This window comes from Exiguobacterium sp. s168 (genome assembly GCF_018619035.1).
In the GTDB taxonomy this organism is placed as follows: Bacteria; Bacillota; Bacilli; order Exiguobacteriales; family Exiguobacteriaceae; genus Exiguobacterium_A; species Exiguobacterium_A acetylicum.
The window spans coordinates 133,305-149,542 of record NZ_JACSNE010000001.1 but is presented as its reverse complement, the minus strand read 5'-3'; the positions used below and the strand labels follow the sequence as shown (position 1 = coordinate 149,542).

The 16,238-nt window shown below is 47.1% G+C and carries 17 protein-coding genes; 1 reads left to right on the top strand and 16 read right to left on the bottom strand.

The window, feature by feature from the left end:
* Nucleotides 1-4: 4 nt before the first annotated feature.
* The 3 genes from fliE to flgB are packed head-to-tail and all read right to left on the bottom strand — an operon-like array spanning nt 5 to nt 1,074.
* Nucleotides 5-292 carry a flagellar hook-basal body complex protein FliE gene (gene fliE, locus KNQ15_RS00775; RefSeq protein ID WP_029342077.1) on the bottom strand — a complete coding sequence of 96 codons (288 nt, stop codon included), beginning with the start codon at nt 290-292 and terminating at the stop codon, nt 5-7.
* 17 nt (nt 293-309) lie between these two features.
* Complete coding sequence (flgC, locus tag KNQ15_RS00770) at nt 310-708, bottom strand: flagellar basal body rod protein FlgC (protein WP_035406970.1); 399 nt, start codon at nt 706-708, stop codon at nt 310-312.
* 3 nt (nt 709-711) lie between these two features.
* Nucleotides 712-1,074: a flagellar basal body rod protein FlgB gene (gene flgB / locus KNQ15_RS00765; RefSeq protein ID WP_029342079.1), complete on the bottom strand. Its 363-nt coding sequence runs from the start codon at nt 1,072-1,074 to the stop codon at nt 712-714.
* Between the two features lie 448 nt (nt 1,075-1,522).
* On the opposite strand from flgB, the gene KNQ15_RS00760 reads away from it, so the two are divergent.
* The gene (locus KNQ15_RS00760; RefSeq protein ID WP_251137552.1) at nt 1,523-2,959 is read left to right on the top strand and encodes an IS1182 family transposase; all 1,437 of its coding nucleotides are present in this window, start codon (nt 1,523-1,525) and stop codon (nt 2,957-2,959) included.
* Nucleotides 2,960-3,008: 49 nt separating this feature from the next.
* Here the strand turns inward: KNQ15_RS00760 and codY are convergent, their stop codons facing one another.
* The 13 genes from codY to ylqF all read right to left on the bottom strand — a co-directional run bounded on the left by codY (nt 3,009) and on the right by ylqF (nt 16,133).
* Nucleotides 3,009-3,788: a GTP-sensing pleiotropic transcriptional regulator CodY gene (codY, locus tag KNQ15_RS00755; RefSeq protein ID WP_023468725.1), complete on the bottom strand. Its 780-nt coding sequence runs from the start codon at nt 3,786-3,788 to the stop codon at nt 3,009-3,011.
* Between the two features lie 16 nt (nt 3,789-3,804).
* The gene (gene hslU / locus KNQ15_RS00750; RefSeq protein ID WP_035406964.1) at nt 3,805-5,178 is read right to left on the bottom strand and encodes an ATP-dependent protease ATPase subunit HslU; all 1,374 of its coding nucleotides are present in this window, start codon (nt 5,176-5,178) and stop codon (nt 3,805-3,807) included.
* Nucleotides 5,171-5,722, bottom strand: a complete 552-nt coding sequence (hslV, locus tag KNQ15_RS00745; RefSeq protein WP_214727150.1) for an ATP-dependent protease subunit HslV — start codon at nt 5,720-5,722, stop codon at nt 5,171-5,173. The genes hslU and hslV overlap by 8 nt, the downstream gene beginning before the upstream one ends.
* 14 nt (nt 5,723-5,736) lie before the next feature.
* Nucleotides 5,737-6,642 carry a tyrosine recombinase XerC gene (locus KNQ15_RS00740; protein ID WP_231496840.1) on the bottom strand — a complete coding sequence of 302 codons (906 nt, stop codon included), beginning with the start codon at nt 6,640-6,642 and terminating at the stop codon, nt 5,737-5,739.
* A 145-nt stretch (nt 6,643-6,787) separates the two neighbouring features.
* Nucleotides 6,788-8,092 (bottom strand): FADH(2)-oxidizing methylenetetrahydrofolate--tRNA-(uracil(54)-C(5))-methyltransferase TrmFO, encoded by a 1,305-nt coding sequence (gene trmFO / locus KNQ15_RS00735; protein WP_023468729.1) that lies wholly within the window; start codon nt 8,090-8,092, stop codon nt 6,788-6,790.
* A 3-nt stretch (nt 8,093-8,095) separates the two neighbouring features.
* The gene (topA, locus tag KNQ15_RS00730; protein WP_214727148.1) at nt 8,096-10,192 is read right to left on the bottom strand and encodes a type I DNA topoisomerase; all 2,097 of its coding nucleotides are present in this window, start codon (nt 10,190-10,192) and stop codon (nt 8,096-8,098) included.
* Nucleotides 10,193-10,239: 47 nt separating this feature from the next.
* Entirely contained in the window at nt 10,240-11,067 is an 828-nt protein-coding gene (gene dprA, locus KNQ15_RS00725) for a DNA-processing protein DprA (protein ID WP_214727146.1), read from the bottom strand.
* 83 nt (nt 11,068-11,150) lie between these two features.
* Entirely contained in the window at nt 11,151-12,068 is a 918-nt protein-coding gene (sucD, locus tag KNQ15_RS00720) for a succinate--CoA ligase subunit alpha (protein ID WP_214727144.1), read from the bottom strand.
* Between the two features lie 13 nt (nt 12,069-12,081).
* Nucleotides 12,082-13,242, bottom strand: coding sequence for an ADP-forming succinate--CoA ligase subunit beta (sucC, locus tag KNQ15_RS00715; RefSeq protein WP_023468732.1), 1,161 nt, complete (start codon nt 13,240-13,242; stop codon nt 12,082-12,084).
* A gap of 87 nt (nt 13,243-13,329) precedes the next feature.
* Complete coding sequence (locus KNQ15_RS00710) at nt 13,330-13,590, bottom strand: EscU/YscU/HrcU family type III secretion system export apparatus switch protein (RefSeq protein ID WP_214727142.1); 261 nt, start codon at nt 13,588-13,590, stop codon at nt 13,330-13,332.
* Complete coding sequence (locus KNQ15_RS00705) at nt 13,587-14,453, bottom strand: flagellar hook-length control protein FliK (protein ID WP_214727140.1); 867 nt, start codon at nt 14,451-14,453, stop codon at nt 13,587-13,589. The genes KNQ15_RS00710 and KNQ15_RS00705 overlap by 4 nt, the downstream gene beginning before the upstream one ends.
* 12 nt (nt 14,454-14,465) lie before the next feature.
* Nucleotides 14,466-15,218 (bottom strand): ribonuclease HII, encoded by a 753-nt coding sequence (locus KNQ15_RS00700; protein WP_214727138.1) that lies wholly within the window; start codon nt 15,216-15,218, stop codon nt 14,466-14,468.
* Between the two features lie 51 nt (nt 15,219-15,269).
* Nucleotides 15,270-16,133: a ribosome biogenesis GTPase YlqF gene (gene ylqF / locus KNQ15_RS00695; RefSeq protein ID WP_035396901.1), complete on the bottom strand. Its 864-nt coding sequence runs from the start codon at nt 16,131-16,133 to the stop codon at nt 15,270-15,272.
* Nucleotides 16,134-16,238: the final 105 nt, after the last annotated feature.

Here is a 16,238-nt window from a genome sequence, read left to right as displayed (position 1 = left end):
ACAGTCACAGTTGCATACGCATCATTTCTTGGTATGCTTCGATGCCTTTGTTACGGACTTCAAGGGCGAGTTGCATAGAAAGCGATGCCTCTTCTGTTTTAATCATGATGTTATGTAAATCCGTCGTCTTCCCTGTCGCGAGATCGACACGAGCTTGAGATGAGGCGTGTTGCGTTGCATTCAGTCCGTTCATCGCTTCGCTGAGCACCTCACTAAAATCACTTGGTGTCGTCTTAGCGACTGTCTGCGTGGGTAGTACCATCTGCATGTTTTGAATAGGTTGAATTGCCATCCCGTCATCTCCTCTACTTATTTACCAATCTCCATCGCTTTGACGAGCATCGCTTTTGTCGCGTTCAAAGCCGTTACGTTCGCTTCGTAAGAGCGTGTCGCGCCCATCATGTCGACCATTTCTTTCAATAGATCGACATTAGGCATCTTGACGTACCCGAGTTCATCCGCATCTGGATGCGTCGGATTATATTCTAATTTGAATGGTTCAGGATCCTTCTTCAATTCACTGACCGTGACACCATTGGCGGTCTCTTTCAACACAGCGAGTTTTCTCGCATACGGTTGCCACTGTCCATTGACGAGCTCACCACGTGTCGTTTGAGCATTGGCGATGTTTGCCGAGACTGTATCGAGCCGCAAACGCTGGGCAGTAAGCCCAGACGCAGACGTATGAAATCCGTTGAACATACTCATCGATTACTTTCCTCCTCGGATAACAGACTGAATGCCAGAGAATTTGCGATTCAACTGTTCGACCAACGCCTCGTACTCAATTTGATTGCGTGATAATTCAGACATCTCAAGATCGATATCGACACCATTTCCATCGTTACGCATCGTATTTGGTCGATCGACGATGCTACCAGAAGTTCCGATTGTTGCATGTCGCTTTAAACTCATTTTCATCTCTGAATCGAGCACATCTCCAAACGTGACACGCTTTGCCTTATACCCAGGCGTATCGACATTCGAGATGTTCTTAGCGATGACTTCCTGTGCCATAACCGTTCGATTGACAGCCTGTGTCATTACGTTATAGTCAGACCCTAACCAATTCATCTTCTTTCCTCCACTCATGGAAACTATATTTAAATTCACGACAAAAAGTAAGTCGTTAGTAACATATCTGAAATAATTGAAACAAATAGGTCAATGTTTGAAAAGAAGTTTTTTGAAAAATAGGGTAATGAGATGTTATTAATCTGTTTTTTATTCCCTTTTCTTATAAAAATGATAAATAATACCTAGTCAAACAAAAAAAGACTTAGTGCTTAGCTAGGTCTTCAGTCTGAAGACAAAGCGTAATTTTTCTCTTAACGAGAAGGATTGCGCTTTTTTTGTTCATCTCGAATCGTTTTCCTGGGACAAGCATCGCGTCGCTTCACTTCGTTGCAGGGGCGCTCCTGCTTGTTTTTCCCTAGGAAGCGATTTCGAGTGAACAACACGCTTCTTCCTTCTTTCTTCTGGGTATAAAAAAAGTAAAAACGAAGAAGGAGGAGGACTTCCAATGATGGGTAAGAGAGATCACCATCATCGATCAGAACATGTCACCATCACATTGGAACAACTGGTCCCGCAGGACCATCTTGTGCGCAAAATTGATGCGGTCATCGATGTCGACTTCATCTACCGTGCCGTCGAGAAATTGTATAGCGAAAACACCGGTAGACCAAGCATCGACCCCGTTCTGTTAATTAAAATGGCACTTCTCCAATATGTATTCAGTATTCCTTCCATGCGACGTACTATCAAAGAGATTGAGACTAATGTGGCGTACCGTTGGTTTTTAGGTCTTGGGCTGGATGAAAAGGTACCCCATTTCTCTACGTTTGGGAAGAACTACGTCCGTCGCTTTCAGGGTACGGACGTCTTCGAAAGTATTTTTTATCGCGTGCTCACCCAGGGGGTCGAAGCTGGATTTGTGGACCCTTTGGTCCTGTTCATCGACTCCACCCATATCAAGGCGAACGCAAACAAACGGAAGTACAAGAAGAAGCTCGTTCGACGCGCTGCCCAACAGTACAAAGACGAACTCGATCAAGAAGTCAACGAGGATCGGATCCTCCATGGAAAAAAGCCCTTCACCCCCAAGACGAAGAGTGTTGAAGAACGTCAGATAAAGGAGAGTACGACAGATCCGGAGAGCGGCTATTACGTGAAGGGGGAACGTGAGAAGCAATTCGCTTATTCGTGTCATACCGCCTGTGATCGACATGGTTTTGTCCTAGGGATGATCGTGACACCCGGCAATGTCCACGATAGTGTCGTCTTCCCTTCTCTTCTTCAAACTGTCACGGAACACTTCGGGAAACCATTCGCCGTCGTTGCCGATGCTGCCTATAAGACGATTCCGATTGCTCGCCGTCTTCGCGAACAAGATATTCTAGCAGTCTTCCCTTATACACGCCCCGGAGGGGTAAAAGGGATGTTAAAGAAGAAGGACTTCTTTTATGACGAATACTATGACTGTTATCTTTGTGAGAACAACCAAGTCCTCCGTTACCGGACGACGACACGGGAGGGATACCGGGAGTATGTCTCTGATCCTCGTATTTGCGAGGCATGTCTACTCCTTTCACAGTGTACGAAGAGTCGTGACCATAGAAAAGTCATCCTCCGTCATCTCTGGCAAGAAGCGATGGACGAAGTCGAGCATCTCAGACATACAGATGTGAATCGAGCGTTGTATCGAAAACGTCAGGAAACAATCGAACGTGTCTTCGCAGACGCGAAAGAGAAGCATGGCATGCGTTGGACCCGCTACCGCGGAGTGAAAAAAACGACGCTTCAAGCGATGCTTACTTTCATTGCCCTGAACCTCAAAAAGCTTGCAAATTGGTCTTGGGATTCCTATGGGAATCCACGTGTCTTTAACATTTTGGTGATCAATACATACAACAAACCCTCATTTCGATCACGAAATGAGGGTTTGTCTACAATCTGAAGACCTAGTGCTTAACTAGGTCTTCTCTCTATAAGCAGCAATTCCCTTTTTAGTTCGATTTAATTCGTTCTAATTCATATAGGAAATTATCGTTTAAGATTTTGATGTATGTTCCCTTCATCCCGAGCGAACGTGACTCGATGACTCCTGCACTTTCGAGCTTACGAAGCGCATTGACGATGACGGAACGAGTAATACCGACACGATCCGCAATCTTTGAAGCGACGAGTAACCCTTCATTTCCTTCAAGCTCTTCGAAGATATGCTCAATCGCTTCGAGTTCCGAATAAGACAGTGAATTGATCGCCATCTGAACGACAGCTTTCTTCCGTGCTTTATCTTCCGCCTCATGAGCCTTTTCACGAAGGATCTCCATCCCGACGACTGTCGCACCATACTCTGCCAGCACGAGGTCTTCTTCGTTGAAGTCTTCAACCATACGACCGAGGACAAGCGTACCAAGGCGTTCTCCACCACCGATGATTGGTACGATCGTCGTTTTCGACGTTTCGAACGTGTCACGGTTATCGACCGGGAATGCCGTATGTTCGCTATCGATGGCAATGTTTGCCGTCGTTTCCGTGACGTTAAATAATTTTTTCGTGTAATCTTCCGGGAATTGACGTTCTTCTAAGAAACCACGGACCCGGTCATTTTCGATTTGTTGCTTGATTGCGATACCCAGTAACTTACCGCGCCGACTTACGATGAATGTGTTTGATTCCATGACTTCACTGAGACGGTCAGCCATGACCTTGAAATCAACATGTGTGCTCGCTTCCTGTTGTAACATCGTATTCAGCTTCCGCGTTTTCGCCAATAAATTCATTTTTTCTTCCTCCACTTTATAAGATGAACTGACTTAAGTCACGATCATCTGCTACTTTTCCAACTCGATCCGTCACGTATTGTGGCGTGATCGTCACATCCGTTTCCGGCATATCTGCTGCTTCGAAAGATAATTCCTCGAGCACGCGCTCCATGATCGTATACAAGCGCCGCGCTCCGATATTATCCGTCTCATCGTTCACTTGTGCAGCAATCCGTGCAATTTCACGAATGGCTTCTTCTGTAAAGGTGACATGAACGTGCTCTGCCCCTAGTAATGCTTTATATTGTTTGAGTAATGCTTGATTCGGTTCAGTTAAAATTTTAACAAAGTCATCTTCCGTCAAACTGTCGAGTTCGACACGGATCGGGAAACGACCTTGGAGTTCAGGAATCAGATCAGATGGTTTCGCCATATGGAATGCACCGGCAGCGATAAACAAGATATGATCCGTCTTGACTGGTCCATATTTCGTGACGATCGTCGATCCCTCAACGATCGGCAAAATATCTCGTTGAACACCTTCTCGTGAAACACCTGCTGAATCATGTCCCTTTGTCGCAATCTTATCAATCTCATCAACGAAAATGATACCCATTTGTTCTGCACGGCGGACCGCTTCGTCATGAACTTCATTTAAGTCAAGCAATCGTTCCGCTTCTTCTGCGGTCAAAATCGGACGTGCTTCCTTAACAGTAAGCTGGCGCTTCTTCGTTTTCTTCGGCATGACTTGTCCAAGCATATCCTGAAGATTTGCGAGCCCCTCCATGCCTTGTTGTCCGGAAAATAAATCAACTTGACGTTCTTCAACATCGACCTCGATCATTCGATCTTCGAGTTGACCTGTCAGCAATTGCTGACGGAGTAGCGAACGATCAGCTGTTGCTTCCGATGTATCTGGCTCTTGTTGCTTTTGGTTCCCACCGAACAACATCTCAAACGGATTCGTTCCACCACCGAGACCAGATGACGCTTTTTTGCCAGACAACGCATCAACGATTCGTTCGTTCGCCACTGCCTCCGCCCGATCTTTAAGCGCTTCTTTTTTCTCATCTTTGACAAGACGTAGAGACGCTTCCACAAGATCTCGTACCATCGATTCTACGTCGCGACCGACATATCCTACTTCCGTGAACTTCGTCGCTTCGATTTTGACGAACGGCGCTCGGACGAGTTTCGCGAGACGTCGCGCAATCTCTGTTTTTCCGACACCGGTAGGTCCGATCATCAGGATATTTTTTGGCGTGACTTCATCCCGCATCGATGCATCGAGTAATTGTCGACGGTATCGATTACGTAAAGCGATCGCCACCGCACGTTTAGCATCAGCTTGTCCGATGACATGTTCATTCAACTTCTCGACGATTTGTCTTGGCGTCAATTCATGCATGGTCATTGCCTCCGATCGTTTCTAAGATGATTTGATCGTTCGTAAAGACACAGAGTTCTCCAGCCGTCTCAAGCGCCGCACGAGCGATTTCTTCTGCCGTGAGATGACTTGTGTGTCGAGCTAACGCGCGACCTGCAGCAAGCGCATAATTACCACCTGAACCGATCGCGAGAATGCCGTCATCCGGTTCGATGACTTCTCCGTTTCCGGATACAAGTAACAGATGTGTTCCATCCATGACGAGTAAGAGTGCTTCTAGTTGACGCAACATCTTATCGCCCCGCCATTCCTTCGCCAGTTCAACAGCTGCCCGTTGTAAGTTCCCGTTATACATTTCAAGCTTCGCTTCGAATTTTTCAAAGAGTGTAAACGCGTCCGCGACACTTCCAGCAAATCCGGCAATGACTTTGCCACCATAGAGGCGCCGTACTTTTTTCGCACTTTTCTTCATGATGACCTGGTTTCCGAAAGTCACCTGTCCGTCTCCACTCATCGCGGATTGTCCGTTATGTTGAATCGCAAAAATCGTCGTTGCATGAAACATCAATGTTTCCTCCCTTAGGCACGAGGATGTGCTTGTTGATAAACATGTCGTAATCGTTCCGTTGTTACGTGTGTATACTGACCGGTCGTCGAAAGAGATGCATGTCCAAGTAGCTCCTGGACCGCTCGCAAATCGGCTCCTCTTTCTAGCAGATCCGTCGCGAAACTATGACGAAGCGCATGGGGTGTCACATGTTTCCCAACGAGTTGTTCCCCTTTTTTCATGATTTTCCGAATCGCATCCGTCGTCAATCGACGTCCTGAATGAGACAAGAACAATGCTTGCTCATGACCTGCAACTGGATCTCGTGATGGTAAGTACAGTTCTAATGCATCTTTCGCAAAGGTTCCAATTGGCGCAATGCGCTCTTTCCCACCTTTTCCATACACATGGACGTAGGAATGATCAGTTGCGAGATCACGAAGATCCAGTTGAACGACCTCGCTGACTCGCATACCCGTCGCATATAAAAGTTCCACTAACGCGACATTCCGGTTACCAAGCGTATCACTCGATCGAAACGCATCGAGGAAACGTTCATATTCCGTTGGGACAAGGAATGTCGGAAGTCCTTGTTGTCGTTTTGGTGCTTTTAATCCATCGAATGGATTAGGTTCATCGGTGTCACGTGTCAAAAAACGACCAAATTGTTTGAGGCAGGAAACTTTTTGCGCAATCGTTGCTCGCGCCAGCTCCTGATCGTAAAGAGCATACAAATAACGCCGTGCACTTGCCAATTCAATCGATCGTAACTGATGATCGCGGCAAAAAGCGGCGTATTGTCGAAGTGTTTGATCATAAGAGCGACCTGTATTCGGAGATAATTGACGTTCAATATGAACATACCGCATGAAATCTTCTAGCAGTCGCTCAAAAGCAGTGTCTATCCCCATGAATGCGCCCCCTTCTGACCATTTCATTCTCGAATCGCCCTTAGCATAGCACAGACCAAGTAGTCTGACAATAGACCAAAAACCGAAAAATTAACGAAATTATCACGCTTTTATGACAAATTAAGAAATGGGGAGAAAGAGCGCTAAATCACGCCTTTCTCCCCATCAAAAATCACATATCCGTGAAATCTTTGATCGCTTCAAGTGCTCGCTCTGCGTAGAGCGCATACTTCTCAGGTTTTTTCATCCGAACCGGATGACCGACGAGTGCTGGTACCAATCCGAAGTTGGCATTCATTGGCTGGAAGTTCTTCCCTTCCGTCGTCGTGATATAGTGCGACATCGCACCCATCATCGTTTCCTGCGGGAACGTAACCGGTTCCGCCTCATTGACGAGACGTGCCGCATTGATTCCTGCCGTCAAACCGGACGCTGCTGACTCGACGTACCCTTCGACACCTGTCATTTGACCAGCAAAGAACAAGTCGTCACGTGTACGTGTCTGATACGTTGGTTTCAACAAATTCGGTGAGTTGACGAACGTGTTACGGTGCATGACACCATAACGGACGATTTCTGCATTCTCAAGACCAGGAATCAAGCGAATGATCCGCTTTTGTTCGCCCCATTTCAAATGTGTCTGGAAGCCGACAAGGTTGAACAATGTTCCAGCTGAGTTATCCTGACGCAATTGAACGACAGCATATGGTCGTTTGCCTGTCTTCGGATCTTCAAGTCCAACTGGCTTCATCGGTCCAAACAAGAGTGTTTTCGGTCCGCGTGAAGCGAGAACTTCAAATGGCATACAGCCCTCGAAGTAAATCTCTTTTTCAAATTCCTTCAATGGAACGACTTCCGCATTGATCAGCTCATCATAGAAGAGCTGGAATTCTTCTTCCGTCATTGGACAATTCAAGTAGGCAGCTTCGCCTTTATCATATCGTGATTTCAGGTAAACCTTCTCACGATCGATCGTGTCTCCATCGAGAATCGGTGCCGCTGCATCGAAGAAGTATAGGTAATCTTCACCTGTGAATTGTTTAAGTGATTCCGATAATGCCGCACTCGTCAACGGACCCGTCGCGACGATCGTCGGACCATCTGGAATCGCTTCGATTTCTTCATGATGGACGGTAACGTTCGGGTGGTTTTTCAACGTTTCCGTCACATATCCTGCGAAGTCGTGCCGATCGACAGCAAGTGCTCCACCTGCTGGAACGCTCGCTAAGTCTGCTGCTTTCATGATCAAGGAATCGAGCTGACGCATCTCTTCCTTTAAGACACCAACTGCGTTCGTCAGCTGATTTGCTCGAAGTGAGTTCGAACAGACGAGTTCAGCGAATTGGTCTGTATGGTGCGCGGGTGTCTGTTTGACAGGCCGCATTTCATATAAATCTACTTGTACGCCGCGTTTTGCAAGTTGCCATGCTGCTTCAGAACCTGCAAGTCCCGCGCCGATTACCGTTACACGTTTCAACGGTCATTCCTCCTCTTGCTCCTGATCGATGCGTGTTTCATGATGTCCACAAGATGTACATTCTACTTTCACACCGTTCTTGATTTTCTTTTGTACCATCATACTACTACATACCGGACATGGTTCTTCGACCGGTTTATCCCATGAGACGAACTCACACTCCGGATAGTTCGAACAACCGTAGAACAAACGTCCTTTTTTACTTCGTCGTTCGACGATATCACCTGTTCCACATGTCGGACACTTCACACCAATCTCGACTTGGATTGGTTTCGTGTTACGACACTCTGGGAAATTCGAGCACGCCATGAACTTACCATAACGTCCCATCTTTATGACCATCGGATGACCACAGACTTCACAATCTTCTCCAGCTGGTTCATCTTTGATTTCAATCTTCTCGATCTCTGCTTCCGCTCGTGTCAGACGTTTCGCAAAGGATTTATAGATTGGATCGACGACTTCTGTCCACTGCATGTCGCCTTTTTCGATCGCATCGAGTAAAGCTTCCATGTCAGCCGTGAACTGGACGGTGATGAACTCCTGGAAATAGTCGCTGATCATATCGATGACGAGTTCACCAAGTTCCGTTGGTAAAAACTTTTTCTCCTCGAGTGTCACATAACCCCTTTTTTGGATCGTATCAAGTGTCGGCGCATACGTCGACGGACGACCAATTCCGAGTTCTTCCATCGCCCGGACAAGACGTGCTTCCGTATAACGTGGTGGTGGTTGAGTAAAGTGTTGCTTCGGTTCAATCGCTGATCGTTTCAACTCTTCCCCTTCATCAAGTGGAGGAAGTAATCCTTCCTTGACGTCGGTGACGGCCTCATCATCGGTATCTTCGATGTAAACCTTCATGAAGCCTGGGAATTTAACAGTTGATCCGTTCGCACGGAACATGACATCGTTCGAGACAAGGTCAATTTTGACGGTATCGAGAATTGCTGGCGCCATCTGACTTGCGACGAATCGTTCCCAGATCAGCTTATATAAACGGAATTGGTCACGCGATAGATACGATTTAACGAGTTGTGGTTCACGCATTGTCGAAGTCGGACGAACCGCTTCGTGCGCATCCTGTGAGTTCGCTGATTTCTTTTCTTTACGTTTCTCGCTTGCGATGTATTCTTTTCCGTACGCCTGCTCAATGAACCCGTGTGCTTCGAGGTTCGCCGAATCTGACGTCCGTGTCGAATCGGTACGCATATACGTAATCAAACCGACTGTACCTTCTTTTCCAATTTCGATTCCTTCGTATAGCTGTTGTGCAATCATCATCGTCTTCTTCGCTCGGAAGTTCAGCTTACGTGCTGCTTCCTGTTGCAAAGAACTCGTCGTAAATGGTAACGCTGGATTCCGTTTCCGCTCTTTTTTCGTGACGGAATCAACTGTGAAGTCTTCTGAGAGTTGATTCAAGATTTGATCGACTTCTTCTTGCGAATGAAGTTCACGCTTCTTGCCATCGACTCCGTAGAAGTTCGCTTCGAGCTTTTCACCGTTTGCATCGAGTTCGAGTTTGATCGTCCAGTATTCTTCAGGCATGAACGCGTTGATTTCTTGTTCCCGATCGATGATCATCTTGACGGCAACGGACTGTACGCGTCCCGCAGATAATCCTTTTTTAATCTTCTTCCATAATAACGGACTCATACTGTAACCAACAAGGCGGTCCAAGATACGACGGGCTTGCTGTGCATCGACAAGATCATAATTGAGCTTGCGTGGTCGCTTGAACGAATCCTTGATGGCATCCTTCGTGATTTCGTTGAAGACGACGCGGCATTCCGTTGATTCATCAACGCCTAGTGCTTTAGCTAAATGCCATGCGATCGCTTCCCCTTCACGGTCGGGGTCAGCTGCGAGATAGATTTTTTGTACTTTTTTCGCAGCCGTCTTGAGTTCTTTTAAGACCGGACCTTTACCACGGATCGTGATATATTTCGGTTCATAGTCATGTTCGACGTCGACTCCCATTTGGCTTTTCGGCAAGTCAATGACGTGCCCCATCGACGCTTTCACGGTATAGTTGGATCCGAGATAACGTTTGATGGTTTTTGCCTTAGCGGGTGACTCGACGATTACTAGATATTTTGCCATTGCAATCGCTCCCTATTAGAGGCGTACTCGTATTTTAATCTCACTTATCATAGTAGTCTCGATTCCCATTTGTCAACGTTCAGCCGAATACTTTTTGAAACTTCTTCCGGATTAAGGAGTGGAATCGCTCCTTCTGCGATCAATTGATTCGTTCCGTTAAAGAACGATTCCGTGGGACAACCCGGCAAACAATAGACATCTTTTCCTTGATCAAGCGCGTGACTGGCAGTATTCATCGTACCGCTTCGTTTCGCCGCTTCTACGATGATCAACGAGGGGGACAATCCGGCGATGATGCGATTCCGTTCTAGAAATTGAAATTTTTGAATAGGAGTTCCGGATGGATATTCGGAGAGAAGAAGACCGTTTGAGAGGATCCGTTCAAAAAGAGTAGCATGGGAAGTGGGATATAGACGATCAAGTCCGCCAGCAAGAACCGCAATCGTTGTCTGCTGATGTTTTAAGGATAGACGATGAACGAGGGCATCGATGCCATAGGCACCTCCGGAAACGGTGGCGAGATCTGGGTGAAAGAAAGGTTGCAGGAAACGCATGCGGGAAAGGTGTTGCGGTGAAGGGGTTCGACTACCGATGATACTGACGCGTGGAAGAGTTAGGCGGGACGGGTCACCGCGGTAAAAGAGGGCATAGACAGGTTGAGGGATCGTCAGTAACACAGTCGGAAACAGCGGATCTCCTTTGACTAGAATCGACTCTTCGATCCAATCAAGCTGTAGTGCTTGTTCATACCGTTTTCGAAGACGCGTCGAAACGGGTAATTCATGACTTGGAACGATTCCGAATTGCTCAATCAATTGGACAATCGTGTAGGGTACCTGACACATGGCGAAGCGGACATACAGTTCACGTTTCATGAGATCAGCGCTCCTTATTTAAGCTTCTTATTTATATAGAAGAAAGCCGTCCTGATTTGATCAGGACAGCTTCTTTTTTTGATTTATTTGACTGTGCTGTTCGTCACGCACTCGTCATAGATCCCTGCTTCTTTGATGACACGGATTAACGTCTCACCAATGACAGCTGGTGTTTCTGCCACTTCGATTCCGTTTGCACGGAGTGTCTTGATTTTTTCAGCAGCTGTTCCTTTACCGCCAGAGATGATCGCACCTGCGTGACCCATCCGTTTGCCGGCAGGAGCTGTTTGACCACCAATGAAACCAATGACTGGTTTCGTCATGTTCGCTTTGACCCACTCAGCCGCTTCTTCTTCAGCTGTTCCACCGATTTCCCCTAACATGATGACAGCTTTTGTTTCTGGATCTTCATTGAACGCTTTGAGCGTATCGATGAAGTCCGTTCCATTGACCGGGTCGCCCCCGATACCAACAGCTGTCGATTGACCGATGCCTGCTGTCGTCAATTGATGGACAGCTTCATATGTCAAAGTCCCAGAACGTGAGACGATACCGACATGACCTGGTGTATGGATATATCCTGGCATGATACCAAGCTTCGCGACACCTGGAGTGATGACGCCAGGGCAGTTCGGTCCGATAAGACGAACTGGTTTGCCTTCGAGGTAACGTTTTACTTTGACCATATCAAGAACTGGAATACCTTCCGTGATACAGATGATCAACACGATGTTCGCATCTGCTGCTTCCATGATTGCATCCGCTGCGAATGCTGGTGGAACGTAGATGATTGATGCGTTCGCACCCGTTTTTTCGACCGCTTGTGCGACCGTATCAAAAACAGGAACACCACCGAGTACTTCCGTACCGCCTTTTCCTGGTGTGACACCGCCTACGAGGTTTGTGCCGTAGTCGATCATCTGTTCACCGTGGAACATCCCTTGGTTACCAGTAATCCCTTGAATAATGACTTTCGTCGATTCGTTCACCCAAATACTCATCTTTAGCTCCCCCTTACTTCACGAGCGCAGCGATTTTTTCTGCGCCGTCTGCCATTGATGTAGCTGCTGTAATCGCTAGACCTGAATCTTTGAGAATTTGTTTCCCTGCATCAACGTTCGTCCCTTCAAGACGAACGACGAGTGGCAATTCGAGACCGACTTCTTTTGTCGCCGCAACGATACCTTCTGCGATGACGTCACATTTCATGATTCCACCAAAGATGTTGACGAAAATCCCTTTGACGTTCTCATCTGATAAGATCAGTTTGAATGCTTCTGTAACTTTCTCTTTTGTCGCACCACCACCGACATCGAGGAAGTTTGCAGGATCACCACTGAAGTGTTTGATGATATCCATCGTTGCCATAGCAAGACCCGCACCATTGACGAGGCAACCGATGTTTCCATCGAGCGCGATGTAGTTCAAATCACTTTTCGACGCTTCGACTTCACGTGGATCTTCTTCTGTTTCATCACGTAACGCTACGATATCCGCATGACGATACAACGCGTTTGAATCGAAGTTCAACTTCGCATCTAATGCAAGGACTTCGCCATCCTTCGTCGTAACGAGTGGGTTGATTTCTGCGATCGAACAATCCTTGTCGACGAAGAAGTTGTAGAGTTTCGTGACCATGCCGACGAACTTGTTGACGAGCTTCACTGGAACACCCATTGCGAACGCAAGTTTACGCGCTTGGAATCCTTGAAGACCAACCGCAGGATCAACGACTTCTTTGATGATTTTTTCTGGTGTCGCTTCCGCCACCTCTTCGATGTCCATACCACCTTCGCTTGATCCCATGATGACAACACGTCCTGTCACACGATCAAGTACGATTCCAAGATAGTATTCTTTGTCAATCGCACAACCTTCTTCGACGAGAAGACGTTGAACGACTTTTCCTTCTGGACCTGTTTGGTGCGTGACGAGCGTTTTGCCGAGTAACTCCGTCGCATATTCCTTCACTTCTTCTTGCGATTTCGCAAGCTTGACGCCACCTGCTTTACCGCGTCCCCCCGCGTGAATTTGAGCTTTGACGACTTTAATCGGGCCTGACAATTGTTCTGATGCATCGACCGCCTCTTCGACGGTGAAGGCTGCGATTCCGTTTGGTACGGGTACACCGTACGAACGAAGTAATTCTTTTGCCTGATACTCATGTACATTCATGAAAAAATCCCCCTTAACCCCTTTAGTTTCGGCTCTTTCATTGTAGTTAAAATTGGAAGCGCTGTCTATCGTTATCGACCGAAAGCTTTATTTTTTCAGAATTTCATCTTGATCGAGACGATATAAAAAGGCGAATAACTCAGCGATGACACCATACAGTTCTTCTGGAATCTGTTCCGATACTTGGACAGCGTCTAGTAACGTCATCAACGTTTCGTCCTGTCGAATCGGAATATCATGTTTTAATGCCTCTTCTAAAATCCGTTCCGCGATATGTTCCGATCCCTTAGCGACGACTTTTGGGGCATGCATCTGTTCTTCGTATGATAGAGCTATTACTTTTTTCATATATGAAGATCCACCCTTCCATTACGCGTTGAGATATCATGCGGTACGCGCTCTTTCGTCTGTTCGACCCAATCGAATCGCGTCAATACATAGCCTTGTTCCTCTAGACGAGTCTGGATTTGAGGTGTGTAGGCTTGCATGAACGTATTGACGTGCGCATTCGGATGAAAAACGGAAATCGAAATATTCCGGTCTGCGATCAAGACGTCAACAGCGACCTCACCGAGCGCCGGTAATTGAAGATATAACACGACGCGGGCATGATTTGGATCAAACGTCCGTTCGAACGGTGCTTCCATCATGAGATCGACATCTTCGAAAGGTCCAAATTGAGGTAATTGAAATAAATAGACTCCTTTTCCTGCTTCGTTTGTTGCTTGAACGAGTTGTTGCGCTAAAATCTGATCACTCGTCTTTCGATCAAGCGTTCGACCTGTCTCGTCGCCCTTTGCCAGTTGAACGAGTTCGGTAAGAGCGTGCTTTAGCTGCTTTGCTTCTCCTTCTGTTACCGGTTGACCGATTTGCTTTAGGAGTTCACGTGTTTCCGCAGTCGGTACCGTCTGACGTTGTAAAAAGGAATCGAGTAACTGTGGTAGAGCCGACTTTTGCGGAACAGACTCGGTCGAGATGATTTTTAAGACCGGTTGTCCCTCTGCTGAAACGACTTGAAAGCGATACATGTTCCCTTCTTTTAGTTCAGCCGTTGTCCCAGCCGTCAAGACGCGTTGACCGACTTGGAGTTCCATCAATCCGTCCGGCAACAGTTTCAATACTTTACCGACGATGTTTGCTCCTTCCCGTAACGGCAGGTTCGCATGATCGATGATTTTAAATGGAAGTAAGGCACGATGTTCGATTTGCATGCTCGACCCCTCCTAGAGACGTTCTTTGACAGGACGGAATGTTTTCCGGTGAATCGGTGTGACGCCCAGTGTATCGAGCGCTTGTAAATGTATCGGTGTTCCGTAACCTGCGTGTGTTTCAAATCCGTATCCCGGATACTCGATCGCGTATTGTTCCATCATCGCATCTCGTGTCTCTTTCGCAACGACACTTGCAGCAGCAATTGAGACACTTCGCGCATCTCCTTTGATGAGAGAGAGTTGTGGTATATCGTCGTCGAGTGTCATCGCATCGACGAGTAAGGCATCCGGTTGCAATTGACGTAGAGCATTTTGCATCGCCTGTTTCGATGCTTGATAGATATTGATTTCGTCGATTTCAGCCGGTTCGATGATGCCGATCGCAATCTCTGCGACGTCTTGCAAATGCTTAAGTGCCGCTTGTCGCTGTCCTTTACTCATCTGTTTTGAATCCGTTAGTCCCGGATGATAGAAACCGTCTGGTAAGATGACAGCTGCTGCGACGACAGGACCAGCTAGTGGACCTCGTCCGACTTCGTCCACTCCTGCAATTCGAACGTACCCTTGTTGACGATATTCGTCTTCAAATGCGAGTCGTTCCTTGAAATCGATCCGTTGCTGCTCTTCAAGCGCAAATCGTCGCTCTGTCTGATGAAACAGTGTATGCACCCCTTTTCGCGCATCTGTCGCCAGTTCCTGCTTCAGTTGAATAAATTCTTCTAGTGTTGCTTTTTGCAATCGTTCTTTTAATTCGGCTATTTTCATACATCCTGCTCCTTTGAAAAAAACTTGGACATCAAAGGATGTCCAAGTCCGTTATGCATGCGTTTCCCACTCTTCGACTGTTTCAAGCGTCACCCGACCGAGCTTTTCCGTTCGCAGTTCATGCAGAAGCATTTCGCTCGTCCGTTCGAAATCGACATAACCGCCTGAGACGAAACCACGTTTTTTACCGATTGCTTCGAGTACATCAACCGCTTCTCCCGATACTTCGTCGAGTCGATAACGCTCACGTAACTGCTCCGGATACCGTGTCTTTAGCTCACGAAGGGCAAATAGCGCGATATCGTCGATGTTTAAGATATCATCTTTGATCGCTCCTGTTGCTGCTAGACGATAGCCGACGACTTGATCGTCGAACTTCGGCCAGAGAATTCCTGGTGTATCAAGTAATTCCATCTCACCTGTTTTCATCTTGATCCACTGCTGGCGTTTCGTCACACCTGGACGGTCACCGGTGATGGCGATATTTCGGCCGGCAAGTCGATTGATGAGCGTCGATTTCCCGACGTTTGGAATACCAATGATCAAGGCACGAATCGCACTCGGATTCCGACCTTTCTCCCGCATCCGTGCATGTTTTTCTTTCATTAGTCGTAAAGCGCCTTCATGGATTTGATTCAATCCTTTATTGTGCTTCGCGTCGACCGCGACGACATCGACACCATCTGCTCGTAATGCCTGCATCCATTGTTCCGTCACTCGTTTGTCTGCCATATCCGCTTTGTTGAGGACAATCAATCGCGGCTTACCTGCCGTGATCTGTTCGACCATCGGATTACGGCTCGACATCGGAAGACGTGCGTCGACGAGTTCGATCACCACATCGATCAACTTTAATTTTTCTGTGACTTCCCGACGTGCTTTGGCCATGTGACCGGGGAACCATTGAATCGTCATATCCTTCACCTCGTTCATATATTCCTGGACTTCTTGCTGATCATACGATACATGAAAAAACATCCACTCCCTAGTATACGCAACTTAAGACGAGAAAAGAAGATG

What these genes read in the sequence shown, in the direction of transcription:
- flgC (WP_035406970.1), bottom strand. Translation starts at nt 708, where the DNA reads ATGAGTATGTTCAACGGATTTCATACGTCTGCGTCTGGGCTTACTGCC.
- KNQ15_RS00740 (WP_231496840.1), bottom strand. Translation starts at nt 6,642, where the DNA reads ATGAAATGGTCAGAAGGGGGCGCATTCATGGGGATAGACACTGCTTTT.
- sucC (WP_023468732.1), bottom strand. Translation starts at nt 13,242, where the DNA reads ATGAATGTACATGAGTATCAGGCAAAAGAATTACTTCGTTCGTACGGT.
- codY (WP_023468725.1), bottom strand. Translation starts at nt 3,788, where the DNA reads ATGAATTTATTGGCGAAAACGCGGAAGCTGAATACGATGTTACAACAG.
- KNQ15_RS00760 (WP_251137552.1), top strand. Translation starts at nt 1,523, where the DNA reads ATGATGGGTAAGAGAGATCACCATCATCGATCAGAACATGTCACCATC.
- dprA (WP_214727146.1), bottom strand. Translation starts at nt 11,067, where the DNA reads ATGAAACGTGAACTGTATGTCCGCTTCGCCATGTGTCAGGTACCCTAC.
- hslV (WP_214727150.1), bottom strand. Translation starts at nt 5,722, where the DNA reads ATGTTTCATGCAACGACGATTTTTGCGATTCAACATAACGGACAATCC.
- KNQ15_RS00710 (WP_214727142.1), bottom strand. Translation starts at nt 13,590, where the DNA reads ATGAAAAAAGTAATAGCTCTATCATACGAAGAACAGATGCATGCCCCA.
- topA (WP_214727148.1), bottom strand. Translation starts at nt 10,192, where the DNA reads ATGGCAAAATATCTAGTAATCGTCGAGTCACCCGCTAAGGCAAAAACC.
- ylqF (WP_035396901.1), bottom strand. Translation starts at nt 16,133, where the DNA reads ATGACGATTCAATGGTTCCCCGGTCACATGGCCAAAGCACGTCGGGAA.
- sucD (WP_214727144.1), bottom strand. Translation starts at nt 12,068, where the DNA reads ATGAGTATTTGGGTGAACGAATCGACGAAAGTCATTATTCAAGGGATT.
- hslU (WP_035406964.1), bottom strand. Translation starts at nt 5,178, where the DNA reads ATGCATGAATTGACGCCAAGACAAATCGTCGAGAAGTTGAATGAACAT.
- fliE (WP_029342077.1), bottom strand. Translation starts at nt 292, where the DNA reads ATGGCAATTCAACCTATTCAAAACATGCAGATGGTACTACCCACGCAG.
- flgB (WP_029342079.1), bottom strand. Translation starts at nt 1,074, where the DNA reads ATGAATTGGTTAGGGTCTGACTATAACGTAATGACACAGGCTGTCAAT.
- KNQ15_RS00700 (WP_214727138.1), bottom strand. Translation starts at nt 15,218, where the DNA reads ATGAAAATAGCCGAATTAAAAGAACGATTGCAAAAAGCAACACTAGAA.
- KNQ15_RS00705 (WP_214727140.1), bottom strand. Translation starts at nt 14,453, where the DNA reads ATGCAAATCGAACATCGTGCCTTACTTCCATTTAAAATCATCGATCAT.